The organism is Olsenella sp. An188, assembly GCF_002160255.1.
Classification (GTDB): domain Bacteria; phylum Actinomycetota; class Coriobacteriia; order Coriobacteriales; family Atopobiaceae; genus Thermophilibacter; species Thermophilibacter avistercoris.
Genome location: NZ_NFKF01000002.1, coordinates 40,632 through 53,468, shown reverse-complemented (window position 1 = coordinate 53,468; position 12,837 = coordinate 40,632). Strand labels below are relative to the sequence as shown.

General features: G+C 67.3%; 13 protein-coding genes. 6 read left to right on the top strand and 7 right to left on the bottom strand.

The genetic code is table 11. The features are described 5' to 3' along the window. Positions 1-60 precede the first annotated feature (60 nt). Positions 61-873 (bottom strand): hypothetical protein, encoded by an 813-nt coding sequence (locus tag B5F23_RS02710; RefSeq protein ID WP_087351531.1) that lies wholly within the window; start codon positions 871-873, stop codon positions 61-63. 186 nt (positions 874-1,059) lie between these two features. Here B5F23_RS02710 and fba point away from each other — a divergent pair, with 186 nt between their 5' ends. Next, entirely contained in the window at positions 1,060-1,932 is an 873-nt protein-coding gene (gene fba / locus B5F23_RS02705; protein ID WP_087351528.1) for a class II fructose-1,6-bisphosphate aldolase, read from the top strand. Between the two features lie 261 nt (positions 1,933-2,193). Here fba and B5F23_RS02700 read toward each other — a convergent pair whose 3' ends face one another. The 6 genes from B5F23_RS02700 to sufC are packed head-to-tail and all read right to left on the bottom strand — an operon-like array spanning position 2,194 to position 7,671. Further along, complete coding sequence (locus tag B5F23_RS02700) at positions 2,194-2,643, bottom strand: RrF2 family transcriptional regulator (RefSeq protein WP_087351525.1); 450 nt, start codon at positions 2,641-2,643, stop codon at positions 2,194-2,196. Between the two features lie 2 nt (positions 2,644-2,645). Continuing rightward, complete coding sequence (gene sufU, locus B5F23_RS02695; RefSeq protein WP_087351522.1) at positions 2,646-3,092, bottom strand: Fe-S cluster assembly sulfur transfer protein SufU; 447 nt, start codon at positions 3,090-3,092, stop codon at positions 2,646-2,648. Beyond that, positions 3,079-4,314, bottom strand: coding sequence for an aminotransferase class V-fold PLP-dependent enzyme (locus B5F23_RS02690; RefSeq protein WP_087351520.1), 1,236 nt, complete (start codon positions 4,312-4,314; stop codon positions 3,079-3,081). The genes sufU and B5F23_RS02690 overlap by 14 nt, the downstream gene beginning before the upstream one ends. Next, on the bottom strand, positions 4,314-5,432 hold the full coding sequence (locus B5F23_RS02685; RefSeq protein WP_087351517.1) for a SufB/SufD family protein: 1,119 nt from the start codon (positions 5,430-5,432) through the stop codon (positions 4,314-4,316). Before B5F23_RS02685 ends, B5F23_RS02690 begins: the two co-directional genes overlap by 1 nt. Next, complete coding sequence (gene sufB, locus B5F23_RS02680) at positions 5,432-6,865, bottom strand: Fe-S cluster assembly protein SufB (RefSeq protein WP_087351515.1); 1,434 nt, start codon at positions 6,863-6,865, stop codon at positions 5,432-5,434. Before sufB ends, B5F23_RS02685 begins: the two co-directional genes overlap by 1 nt. Next, complete coding sequence (sufC, locus tag B5F23_RS02675) at positions 6,862-7,671, bottom strand: Fe-S cluster assembly ATPase SufC (protein ID WP_087351512.1); 810 nt, start codon at positions 7,669-7,671, stop codon at positions 6,862-6,864. The genes sufB and sufC overlap by 4 nt, the downstream gene beginning before the upstream one ends. A gap of 617 nt (positions 7,672-8,288) precedes the next feature. Between sufC and B5F23_RS02670 the strand changes: the two genes are divergently transcribed. The 5 genes from B5F23_RS02670 (at position 8,289) to B5F23_RS02650 (ending at position 12,826) form a co-directional block, all read left to right on the top strand. Next, entirely contained in the window at positions 8,289-8,726 is a 438-nt protein-coding gene (locus tag B5F23_RS02670) for a hypothetical protein (protein ID WP_087351509.1), read from the top strand. A 315-nt stretch (positions 8,727-9,041) separates the two neighbouring features. Beyond that, complete coding sequence (loaP, locus tag B5F23_RS02665) at positions 9,042-9,593, top strand: antiterminator LoaP (protein ID WP_087351505.1); 552 nt, start codon at positions 9,042-9,044, stop codon at positions 9,591-9,593. A gap of 22 nt (positions 9,594-9,615) precedes the next feature. Next, positions 9,616-10,293 (top strand): sugar transferase, encoded by a 678-nt coding sequence (locus B5F23_RS02660; protein WP_087351502.1) that lies wholly within the window; start codon positions 9,616-9,618, stop codon positions 10,291-10,293. Continuing rightward, positions 10,290-11,453, top strand: a complete 1,164-nt coding sequence (cps2T, locus tag B5F23_RS02655) for a beta 1-4 rhamnosyltransferase Cps2T (RefSeq protein ID WP_087351499.1) — start codon at positions 10,290-10,292, stop codon at positions 11,451-11,453. Before B5F23_RS02660 ends, cps2T begins: the two co-directional genes overlap by 4 nt. Further along, positions 11,450-12,826, top strand: a complete 1,377-nt coding sequence (locus B5F23_RS02650) for a glycosyltransferase (protein ID WP_087351496.1) — start codon at positions 11,450-11,452, stop codon at positions 12,824-12,826. Before cps2T ends, B5F23_RS02650 begins: the two co-directional genes overlap by 4 nt. The last annotated feature ends 11 nt before the right edge of the window (positions 12,827-12,837 follow it).

Here is a 12,837-nt window from a genome sequence, read left to right as displayed (position 1 = left end):
GACGGAGCGGGCGATACCCGAGGGGTGCGCAAAAAACCGCTGACAACCGGACGGCGGGACCTAGGGCGTGGGTGACGCGGCGGCGTCGGGGGCGGCGGCGCCGGAATCGGGCGTCGTCCCGCCCTGCGCCTGCTCGTCGGACGTGGCGGAACCGTCGCCGGACGCCGGGCCCTCGCCGGACGCGGCGGGGCCCTCGGGCTGCGCGGGGGCGTCGTCCGTGGTGGGGCCAGCGTCTTCCGAGGCGCTCGGCGCAGAGGTGGCGTCATCGGCCGGTTCCTCCTCGGCGGGCGCCTGCGGCTCCGCGGACTCGGGCGCCCCCTGCTCGGCGTCGTCCGTCTGCGGCTGCTGATCCTCGGCGGCGGGCTGCTCCTCGGCCGGCGTGCCCGCCTGCGGGGCGGGGCCGATCCCGGCGCCCTGCGTGGCGAGGCTCACCACGAGCGCGAAGGCGAGCACCGCGGCCACGGCCACGGCGGTGGCGACGACCGCGGCGCGCCGGCGGGTCCGCGCCCGCTCGCGGGCGTGCGCCGCGTAGCGCACCTCGCGCGGGGCGATCGGCGTGCCCGACGCCGCGACCTCCTCGACGCACGCGCGCCCGGAGATGGAGCCCGCGCGCTCCTCGCCTGCGACGCTCGCCGGCGCGTCCTGCCCGAGCGCGCGGATCTTCTCGGCCGACGAGTGGAGGATGCTGCGGTAGACCTGCGTGGCGACCGACGACGCCACGGCGCCGAGCACCGCGCCGATGATCGAGCCGGCGATGCCTATCTGGGCGGAGAGCGCAAACGACGTCGCGGCGGCGAGCCCCGTCGCGATGATCTGGGAGACGGAGAAGTCCCCCAGGAGCCCTCCCTTGGGCGTGTCGTTCTTCTCGGCCATGTGCCTCCTTCCCCTCCCCTCAACGGTACCCGCGCGCCCGCGCGCCGCGCCGTCGCCCGGCAAAGCCCACGAAGACCTTACAAGCCGCCCGAAAAAGTCGCCGACGCCCCGCGCGCCGGGTGCGGCGGCGCGCTATCATAGGTGCGTACTGTCCTTCCGTGTTTTTTGCAACGTATGGAGGTCAACATGCTCGTTAACGCCACTGCCATGCTCAAGGCCGCCGAGAAGGGCCACTACGCCGTCGGCGCCTTCAACACCAACAACCTTGAGTGGGCGTCCTCGATTCTCGACGCCGCCGAGGAGCTTCAGTCCCCGGTCATCATCCAGTGCACGAGCGGCGCCGCCAAGTGGCAGATCAGCTACAAGATCGTCGCCGACCTCGTGAAGCAGCTCATCGAGGACAAGAACATCACCGTCCCGGTGGCCCTGCACCTCGACCACGGCACCTACGAGGACGTCTTCAAGTGCATCGAGGCCGGGTTCACCTCCGTCATGTACGACGGCTCCCACGAGGAGACCTTCGAGCTCAACCTCCAGCGCACCGCCGAGGTCGTCAAGGCCGCCCACGCCAAGGGCATCTCCGTCGAGGCCGAGGTCGGCGGCATCGGTGGCGTCGAGGACGGCGTCGCCGGCATGGGCGAGATCGCCGACCCCGACCAGTGCAAGGCCATCGCCGACCTGGGCGTCGACTTCCTCGCCTGCGGCATCGGCAACATCCACGGCATCTACCCGGACAACTGGCAGGGCCTCTCCTTCGACGCCCTCCAGGCCATCAAGGAGAAGGTCGGCGACCTGCCGCTCGTCCTCCACGGCGGCACCGGCATCCCCGTTGACCAGATCCAGAAGGCCATCTCCCTCGGCGTCTCCAAGATCAACGTCAACACCGACCTCCAGGTCGTCTTTGCCGAGGCCACCCGCAAGTACATCGAGGAGGGCAAGGACCAGCAGGGCAAGGGCTACGACCCCCGCAAGCTCCTCAAGCCCGGCCGCGACGCCATCAAGGCCCGCACCGCCGAGCTCATGCGCGAGTTCGGCTCCGACGGCAAGGGCTGGGCGTAGCTCCCGCAGCCATCCCGGCACATCGACGGCCCGGTCCCGCACCCGCGGGGCCGGGCCCCTTTCATGGCGAGAAGAACGTCCGGAAGCAGCACGTTCTTCTCGCCCTGTTCCGAAGCCCCTCCCAAACCTACGTTCTGAGGAGGGAAACGTAGGTTTGGGAGGGACTAAGCTAGCTGAACCCTCCCAAACCAACAGATCGGCGAGAAAAACGTCGGTTTGGGAGGGACTATGAGCCCAGGGGGCTGCGGGTCAGGCGCTTGGCTAGATCGGGCGCGCGGTGCAGGGCCCGGCGTCCTCCGCGCCGGGCTCCCGCACGAGGTCGGCGAGCGTCTTGGAGTCGAGGTATCCGGCCGTGACGCGGCCGAGGTCGCGCCAGACGCTCACGGTGGAGCAGGTGTCGAGCTGCGGGCAGATGGTCTCGTTGGTGCAGTCGAGGCAGCTCACGGGCGCGAGCGAGCCCTCCGCGGCGCGCAGGATCTCGCCGAGGGTGTAGTCCTCGGGCTTGCGCGTGAGCTGGTAGCCGCCGCCCTTGCCGCGCTGGCTCACCACGTAGCCGGCCTTGTGCATGAGGGATATGACCTGCTCGAGGTACTTGCGCGAGATGTGCTGGCGCCGCGCGACGTCGCCGAGCGACACCCAGCCCTCGTGCGCGGCGAGGTCGGCCATCGCACGCAGCGCGTACATGCCCTTGGTCGAGAACATTCCAGCCATGGCTAGGCCTCCTGACCCTCCCGGCCCGCGAGCATCTCGTCGAGCGTGCGCCAGGCGAGCTCGGCGCACTTCACGCGCGCCGGCATGTGCGCGATGTCGCGCAGCAGCACGCCGTCCTCGAGCTCCTCGAGCCGCTCCTCGTCGGTCTCCTCGCCGCGCACCATGCGCATGAACAGGGCGCAGAGCTCTCGCGCCTGCTCGGGCGTCTTGCCGATCATGAGGTCGCTCATGATGTCGGCGCTCGCCTGGCTGATGGCGCAGCCGTGGCCGGTGAACGCGGCCTCCCCGATGGTGCCGTCCTCGGCAAAGCGCACGGAGAACGCGAGCTCGTCGCCGCAGGAGGGGTTCACGCCCTCGTGCGTGCAGTCCGCGTCCTCGAGCTCGTACTTGTAGTCGGGGTGGGACACGTGGTCCATGAACTCGGCGTTGTAGAGGTCAGTCGTTGCCATGGAAGATCCCCCAGACCTGGGTCAGGCCGTCGACCAGGCGGTCGACGTCGCTCTTGTCGTTGTAGAAGGCGAGGCTTGCGCGGCAGCAGGCGAGGTTCTCAACGCCGAGCCAGGCGAGCAGCGGCTGCGCGCAGTGGTGTCCCGCGCGGATGCAGACGCCGGAGGCGTCGAGGATGCTCGCCACGTCGTGCGGATGCACGCCGCGCACGTTGAAGCTGATCACGCCGTGGTGGCGCGCCGGGTCCGCCGGCCCGATGAGGTCGACGAAGCCCAGGCCCGCCAGGCGCTCCCATGCGTAGGCCACGAGCGCCGCCTCGCGCTCGGCCACGGCCGCGTAGCCCACGGTCTCGGTGAGGTAGGCGAGGGCCGCGCCGGTGGCGTAGATGCCCGCGGCGTCCTGCGTGCCCGCCTCGAACTTCTCGGGCACGGGCGCCCACGTGGCGTCCTGCTCGCGCACGGAGTCGATCATCTCGCCGCCGGTGAGCATGGGCTCCATGGCGTCGAGCAGCTCGTGCCTGCCCCAAAGCACGCCCACGCCCATCGGGCCGAGCGCCTTGTGGCCGGAGAAGGCCAGGAAGTCCGCGCCCAGCGCCGCCACGTCCACGGGCATGTGCGGCACGGACTGCGCGGCGTCCACCACGAGATGCCCGCCGTGTGCGTGCACGGCGTCGGCGAGCCTGCGGACGGGCAGCTCGCAGCCCATGACGTTGGAGACGTGCGCGCACGCCACGATCTTGGTGCGCGGGCCCACCTTGGCCGCGATCTCCTCGTCCGTGAGGGTGCCGTCCTGCTGCGGGTACAGGTAGACGAGGCGCGCCCCGGCCGCGCGGCAGGCCTGCTGCCAGGGGATGAGGTTGGAGTGGTGCTCCATGACGGTGATGGCCACCTCGTCTCCCGGCTTAAGCACGGCGGGCGAGAAAGACTTGGCCACGAGGTTCAGGCTCTCGCTCGTGTTGCGCGTGAAGACCACGTCGCGCGCGTCCGGCGCGCCGATGAGCTCCGCCACCTGCGCGCGGACGGCCGCGATGGCCGCGGTCGCCTCGACGGAGAGGCTATAGAGGCCGCGCAGGGGGTTGGCGTTCATCGTCTCGTAGAAGCGGCGCTGGGCGTCCAGCACGGCGGCGGGGCGCTGCGCGGTGGCTGCGCTGTCGAGGAAGGCGATGTCGGGGTGCCCGGCCAGGAGCGGGAAGTCCGCGCGGTACGGGTTCTTCTCGATGTCCATCACGCCTCCTCGGACGATTCGAGGGGGCTGTCCCCTCGCACCACGGCGCGGGCCTCGGGGCAGGGCGCGGACATGAGGGCGTCCTCGAAGACCGCGCGCGAGAAGAGCTCCTCGGCGTCGGCGCGGGAGAGGCCGCGGCTGGCGAGAAACGCCAGCTGCTCGGGGCTCACCGAGCCGATGGTCGCGCCGTGGTTTCCGGCCACGTCGTCCTCGTCGCACAGGATGACGGGCAGCGTCTTGTTGGTCACGTCGTCGCCGAGCACGAGCACGGTCTCGGCCTCGTTGCCCTGGGCGCTGCGGGCGCCGTGGACGAGGTCGATGGTGGTGCGCAGGCTCTTCTTGGCGGCGTCCTCGAGCACGCCGGAGTAGGCAAGCTCGGAGCGGGTGTTGCGACCGCGCATACGCACGACCTCGTTGACGTCGAGCACCTCGGTGCCGGCGGCGTGGTAGCGCTGGGTGAGGTCGAAGCGGGCGCGGTCGCCGGCGAGGTCGGCCGCGAGGCCCAGGGCCACGGTGCCGCCGCCGAGCGCGTACTGGCGCACCTCGACGCGCGCGTCGCGTCCGGCGCGGATGCCCACGCTCTCGAGGTGCTGCGCGTCCGCGCCGGGGCACAGGTACTCGTGGATCGTCACGCGCGCGCCGGCCTCGGCGATCACGCGCAGCAGCGAGGCGGAGGTTGCGGGCGCCGCCGCGGGGTCTGCGGCGGTGGCGTCACCCTCGGCCTCGGCGTCCTTCTCGCCGGCGCTCGCGGCCACGACGATGGTGACCTCGGCGCCCTCGCGGACCATCACGCCCGTGTCGGCGACCTCGCCGGCCCCGGAGGCAACGCTCACCACGATCGGCTCGGCGCGCCTCTCGCCGCGGGGGACCTCCACGTAGCGCGCGTCGGCCGCCTGGGACTCGACCCAGGCCGTGACCTCGGGCCCCATGCCGCACTCGACGCCCTCAAAGAGGCGCGGCAGCGAGAAGTACACGTCTCCGGCGCGCCCGCGCGCGGGGACGGTGAGCGTGACGTCGTTGGTGCGCAGACGGTTCCAGGTCTGGGCGGGGGCGGCGTTGACGCGCTCGAGGGCGAGCGCGCCGGCGCCCGCCGCGGCCGTCAGGTTCTTCTCGGCCATTATCCGATCGCCCCTTCCATCTCGAGCTTGATGAGGTTGTTCATCTCCACGGCGTACTCGAGCGGCAGCTCCTTGGAGACGGGGTTGGCAAAGCCGTTGACCACGAGCGTGCGGGCCTCGGCCTCGGAGCAGCCGCGGCTCATGAGGTAGAGGATCGTGTCGTCGGAGATGCGGCCGATCGTGGCCTCGTGGCCCACCTGCGCGGTGGCGTTGCGCACGTCCATCGCGGGGATGGTGTCCGAGCGGGAGATGTCGTCGAGCATGAGCGACTGGCAGCTCACCGAGCAGCGCGCGCGGTCGGCGCGGCGGCCCACCACGACGGAGCTGCGGAAGGTGTTGACGCCGCCGTCCTTTGAGATGGACTTGGTGTCGACCGTGGCGGTGGTGTCGGCGCCGTTCATGATGACCTTGCAGCCGGTGTCGAGGTCCTGCGTGGCGCCGGCGAAGGTGATGCCGGTGAACTCGCAGCTGCCGCGGTCGCCGGCGAGGATGGTGGTGGGGTAGAGGTAGCTTACGTGGCTGCCAAAGGAGCCGGAGACCCACTCCATCTTGGCGTCCGCGCCCACGCGCGAGCGCTTGGTGTTGAGGTTGTACATGTTCTTGGACCAGTTCTCGATCGTGGAGTAGCGCAGGCGCGCGCCGTCCTTCACGAAGAGCTCCACCGCTCCGGCGTGGAGGTTGGCCTCGTAGTACTTGGGCGCCGAGCAGCCCTCGATGAAGTGCAGGTCCGCGCCGGGCTCCACGATGATGAGCGTGTGCTCGAACTGGCCCGCGCCGGCCGCGTTGAGGCGGAAGTAGCTCTGCAGCGGGTAGTCGAGCGTCACGCCGGCCGGCACGTAGACGAACGAGCCGCCGCTCCACACGGCGTAGTGCAGCGCCGCGAACTTGTGGTCGGTGGGCGGGATGAGCGTGCCGAAGTACTCGTGCACCACCGGCTCCCAGGCGGGGTCGTGCAGGGCGTCCTCGATGGTGGTGTAGATCACGCCCTGCTTGGCCACGTCCTCGCGCATGTTGTGGTAGACGATCTCGGAGTCGTACTGGGCGCCCACGCCGGCCAGGCTCTCGCGCTCGGCCTCGGGGATGCCCAGGCGCTCGAAGGTGTCCTTGATGTCTTCCGGCACGTCGTCCCAGCTCTTGGCCTGCTTGGTCCGGGGCGAGACGTACGTGGAGATGTGGTCGAGGTCGAGCCCCGCGATCGACGGGCCCCAGTTGGGCGCCATAGGCCGGCGGTGGTACTCGTCGAGCGCGGCCAGGCGCATCTCGAGCATCCAGGCGGGCTCGTCCTTCTTGGCGGAGATGGCGCGCACTATGTCGGGCGTCAGACCGTCGTCGTAGCGCTCGTAGCCCTCCTCGGACTTGGTGAAGTCGTAGAGGGAGCGGTTGACGTCGGCGACCTGCGTGCGGGTGCGCTCCTCGCGGCGCTCGTCGCTCACTCGGCATCACCGGCCTTGGGGCAGCCCGGGCAGTCGACGCACGCCTCGTCGCGCTCGCCGAGCGCGCGCTCGAAGCGCTCGAAGCCGTTGGCGTCGATGTCGGCGATCAGTGACGCGTCTCCCTCGGCCACCATGTGGCCGTGCACCATGACGTGCGTGCGGTCCACGGAGAGGCGCTCGAGGATGCGCGTGTTGTGCGTGATCACGATGAGCGCGCCGCCCACCTGCTCGCGGTAGGCCTGGATCCCGCGGCTCACGATGCCGAGGGCGTCCACGTCGAGGCCGGAGTCCGTCTCGTCGAGGATGGCGAGCTTGGGCTGGAGCAAAAGGAGCTGCAGCATCTCGATCTTCTTCTTCTCGCCGCCGGAGAAGCCCACGTTGAGCTCGCGCATGAGGAAGCTCTGGTCAAGCTCGAGCTGGTCGGCGATCTCTCCCACGCGCTGGCGGAACTTGCGCGCGGTGGTCTTGAGCTCCGGGCGCATCTGGCAGATCGTGCGCAGGAAGCTGTAGAGCGGCACGCCGGGGACCTCCACGGGTGCCTGGTAGGAGAGGAAGATGCCGGCGAGCGAGCGCTTGTCGGACGTGAGCTCGGTGACGTCGGCGCCGTCGAAGGTGATGGAGCCGCCGGTCACGGCGTAGGCGGGGTCGCCCATGATGACGTGGCCGAGCGTGGACTTGCCCGCGCCGTTGGGGCCCATGAGGACGTGGCACTCGCCCGCGCCCACGGCCAGGTCGACGCCGTGCAGGATGGGCTTGTCCTCGGTGCCAGCCGAGAGGGCGCTCACGTTGAGAAGCTGGTCTGCCATGTTGTGCCTTTCTCTCGCGGGCGCGGGGCCCGCGTGCCTGTCGTTAGCCTAATTCATACTAATAAGTGGGGAATTAAAGGCAAGCGTCAGGCGAGAAAAACCGTGGAGTGGTGACAATTCCTAGCTGCGTGGGGGTGTTTTGGGTGCGGGCGGCGCTGAGTGTAGGCGCAAAACGACACTCTGCGCGTCCAGACCGTCGTTTCGTGCCTACAGTTGGAAGGTGTAGGCGCAAAACGACACTTTCGGCGAGAAAAACGTCGTCCCGCGCCTACAGTTGCGCCCGTGCGCGCGAGAAGAACCGTCCGCCTGCCCACGGCCACGCTCGCCCACGGGCTATATGACTAACGCCCTCTATGGCTTTTCTGTCTGAGCTCGCGCGCGCTGCGGGGGGCCCGCTTTTCTCGCCGTGGAAGATGGGATACCATTACCGCTATCTGTTGGAAATCTGAGAGGGGGGCGCAATGACCGACGAGTCTCAGCCGATGCGCGTCGCGCGACCCTTCATAGCCTCTACCTCCGAAAACGCTTCGGGGGGGGGCGTCTCAACTGAGCACTCTCCGTTCGGAGACGTCGCTCGCCTCACATCTCTCTTAACAAAAGATAACAAACCAACCTACGTGGTCCTGCGGGCTCCCCGAGGGCCGCGCGTCGCGTGCGCCCGCGCCCTGCGCACGGGTCTTGTCGCCGACGCCTTCGAGCTCACGCGCATGGCGCTCAGGCGCGTCCGAGGGACGTGGATCGCCGCCGCCGAGTCCGTCTGGCCTGGCTACGTGCTCGCTGAGCCCGCGGAGGGGGTGGACCTGGAAGAGCTGGGCGCCGTGGGCGCGCTCACGCCCCGCGAGTCCGCGCTCGTGCGCCGCCTCGGCGGGAGCTCGCACGTCATCCAGGTCTCCCAGGGGCGCATCGAGGACGGTGAGCTGCACGTGCTCTTTGGCCCGCTCGCGGGCCTGGAGCCCCTCGTCTCGCACATAGACCGCCACCGCCGTCTCGCCTGGCTGGAGCCCGAGCGCGGCCGTCGCCTCGCGGTGGGCCTGGAGGTGACGTCCAAGACTTAGCAGAGCGGCCGTCACGGCCAGCCCCTTGCGCAGGGCTCACTGGGAGGCCCGAGCGGGCCCTGCGCAGGGAGCTGCGAGCGAGCAGCTTGCAACCTGCACGAACATATCTTGCTCCGAGGGGGCGGTGCCTGGTGTGGGCCCCGGAGGTGTCAGGAGAGCGAATACGTCTTTCTCGCAGGCCGGCTTCGGGTGGCGAAGCCTTGGCCTTTTGCATGCGCGGGCGCGCTTTGGCGCGTCCGGGAGGGGAGGCGCCGGCTGCGGCCGCGCCAGACGGGAAAGCCAACGGGCGCCGCGCGGCGCCCGGGAAGGGGAGCCATGTTCCGCTGGTACGTCATCCAGGTCGCCACGGGCAAGGAGGAGGCCATGTGCCGCCTCGTGGAGCGCGTGGCCGAGGAGGGGACGCTCGAGGAGTGCTTCTGCCCACGCTACGAGACCCAGAGGAAGGTCCGCGGCGAGTGGGAGACCGTGCGTCCCGTGCTGTTTCCCGGCTACCTCATCGCCGTCACCAACGACGTGGACGCGCTCAGCGCGCGCCTGCGCGAGGTGCCCGAGTTCACGCGCCTGCTGAGCGTGGGAGAGACGTTCGCTCCCCTGAGCGACGAGGACCGTGCCTGGATCGGCGCGTTCACGCAGCGGGGCTCGCGCACCGTGGGGATGTCCATGGGCGTCATGGAGGGCGATCGCGTGATCGTGACAAGCGGGCCGCTCGTGGGCCAGGAGGCCCTCATCAAGAGCGTCAACCGCCGCAAGTCCACCGCCTACCTGGAGCTGCATATGTTCGGTCGCACGCTAACGACCAAGGTGGGACTAGGGATTGTCACAGCAAGAAGAAGCGATACTAACCGGGACGACCCTGGAGGCAGCTAACGGCTCATCTGGCGAGAAGGACGTGGCCCGTGCGGCCGCGGACGGCTCCTTCCAGACCGGGCTGCGCCCGGAGCTCGGGCGGCCCGTCTACCGAGCGGCCAAGCGCGCCTTCGACATAGCGTTCTCCGGCGCGGTGATAGCGCTGGCGGCGGTGCCCTCGGCGCTGCTGTGCCTGGCGATACGCCTGGAGAGCCCGGGGTGCCCCATCTACTCCCAGGTGAGGATGGGCCGCATAGAACGCGACGGCACGATGCACCCCTTCAGGATGTACAAGTTCCGGAGCATGTACGCCGACGCCGACGAGAGGCTCGCCGAGCTCCTCGACCAGAACGAGGTCGAGGGCGCCATGTTCAAGATGAGGGACGACCCGCGCGTCACGCCTATCGGGCGCTTCATCCGCAAGCACTCTATCGACGAGTTCCCGCAGTTCGTGAACGTGTTCCTGGGACAGATGAGTCTCGTGGGGCCGAGGCCGCCGCTGCCGAGGGAGATACCCGACTACGCGCCGCGCGACTTCCGCCGCCTCACCGTCAAGCCCGGCCTCACCGGCCCCTGGCAGGTGAGCGGCAGGAGCGACCTGTCCTTCTCCGACATGGTCGAGCTCGACCTCGACTACATCGAGCGCCGAGGGCTCCTCTACGACCTAAAGCTGATTGCCAGGACCGTGAGGGTCGTCTTCACCGGGGAGGGGGCCGCGTGACGCAGCACGTCTTCATCGTGGGCTCCAAGGGTATCCCGGGCAGCTACGGCGGCTACGAGACCTTCGTGGACAAGCTCACCGAGTACCATCAGGACAACCCGGACCTCAAGTACCACGTGGCCTGCAAGGCAGACGAGGACGGGGAGTTCGAGTACCACAACGCGCGGTGCTTCAAGGTCAAGGTGCCAAACATCGGTCCGGCCCAGGCCATCTACTATGACGTGGCGGCACTGCAGCGGGTCGTCCGCTACATCAAAGAGCACAAGATCGAGCACGCAATTGTCTACGTGCTCGCATGCCGCATAGGGCCGTTCTGCGCGCACTTCGAGCGGCAGATTCACCGCTTGGGCGGCATTCTCTACGTGAACCCCGACGGTCATGAGTGGATGCGCGCCAAATGGAGCGCGCCGATCCGACGTTACTGGAAGATCTCAGAACAGATGATGGTCAAGCACTGCGACCTTCTTGTGTGCGACAGCAAGAACATCGAGAGGTACATCCACGAAGAGTACGCGGCGTACGACCCCAAGACGACGTACATCGCCTACGGGGCGGAGACGCGCAGGAACAAGCTTGCCGACGACGATCCGAAGCTTCTCGAGTGGCTTGCCGAGAAGGGCCTCTCACCGAGGTCGTACTACCTCGTGGTGGGTCGCTTTGTTCCCGAGAACAACTACGAGACGATGATCCGCGAGTTCATGAGGAGCGACTCGAAGCGTGACTTCGCGCTCATCACTAACGTGAACGACAAGTTTCTGGGCGAGCTCGAGGAGCGGACCCACTTCCGCTCCGATCCCCGCATCAAGTTCGTGGGGACAGTCTATGACCAGGAGCTCCTTATGAAGGTGCGCGAGCTCGCGTACGGGTACTTCCACGGCCACGAGGTGGGCGGGACCAACCCAAGCCTGCTCGAGGCACTTGGGTCGACCGACCTGAACCTGCTGCTTGACGTGGGCTTCAACCGCGAGGTTGCCGAGGATGCTGCATTGTACTGGACCAAGGAGCTGGGCGACCTTGCGGCGCTGATTGGACAGGCTGACGCGATGGGCGAGGAAGAGCGTGCCGAGCTCGGTCGAGCTGCACGCCAGCGCGTCGCGGATGCGTATAGCTGGCAGCACATATCGGATAAGTATCGTGACCTTTTTCAGAGGCGCGCATGAGGGTAATGCATGTGTCCCTCGGTCTCCCGCCGCTCAGGACCGGAGGAATGACCCGCTACTGTACAGAGCTCTCTCTCGCTCAGGTTGAGCATGGTGACGAGGTCGCGCTCCTATATCCAGGGAGGTTTCTGCCGGGTAGAACACGTATCGTCGGCTCGACGTGGAAAGGGATTCGTACCTTCGAGGTTATTAACCCTCTTCCAGTCCCTCTTGTTTACGGAATTGCCGAGCCAGACAGATTCACGAAATCCTGTGACAATCCTACTGCGTATGAGTGGCTTCTTGATGAGTTCAGGCCGGATGCAATTCACGTGCACTGTTATCAGGGCATTCATCGGGAATTCTTTGATCGGTCGAAAGAGAAGCACGTCCCCCTGCTCTTTACCACGCACGACTACTACCCCATGTGCCCTCGCTGCACACTTATCACCTCGACGGGAGATGAGTGCGAGCGATGCGGCTCCGCCGAGGCATGCGCGGCATGCAACGTGGGCAGTGGCATGACGGTCGCAAAAAGCGTGATTATGCAGTCGAGAGTGTATGCGCGTCTCAAGGAATCGAGACTTGTTGCTGATATCGGAAGGCGCGTGAAGCGGGATATGTCTCACGCTGCTTCGGGAGAATGTGACGAAAAGGGCGGGAAAAGCCTTCCGGAGGAAGAAAAAGTGAGGGATTACGAGCGCCTTCTCGAGTACAACCGCTCCATATTCAGTCTCTTTGATTTGGTCTTGACGAACAGTCGCCTGACGGAAGAGGTGTACCTAAAGAGTTTCCCAGGGGTCGCGTGTGAACGTCTCCCCATTACACACGCTGGTCTCTCACGAAGCAAGCGGGTGCTGAAGCGGCGGGAGAGTGGGCACCCGCTTAAAATTGCGTACTTCGGTGGAGAGAAGCGCTATAAGGGGTTCGACACCCTCATGGATGCGGCGGATATTCTTGCGCGTCGCGGCGTTTGCGTGGAGCTAAGGCTGTACGGTGACGATTACATGCATTGTGAGCTGCCGCCGACCGCGGCCGCTAAGGGGAAGGTGCCACAAGATGGCATCTCTAGGGTAATTCGGGAGAGCGACGTAGTTTGCGTCCCTTCGAGGTGTCGCGAAACCTTCGGCTTCGTTGTGCTGGAGTCTCTCTGTGAGGGCGTTCCTGTTATCTGTTCGGATGTTGTTGGTGCAAGTGACCTCGTGCCCGAGGGTCTCAAGTTCAAAGCCGGTAACTCCGAGTCGTTGGCAAATCATATTGAGGCCATGGCGAATGGGAATATGAATTGCGTTGCGGTGTCGGAAGACTATCCGTTATCGATGAGAGCTCAAGTGGAATTACTGGAGCGTTATTACCGCGTGAGGCCATCACATTTCGGCGCGACTAAGCGTTGATGACTGGAGGC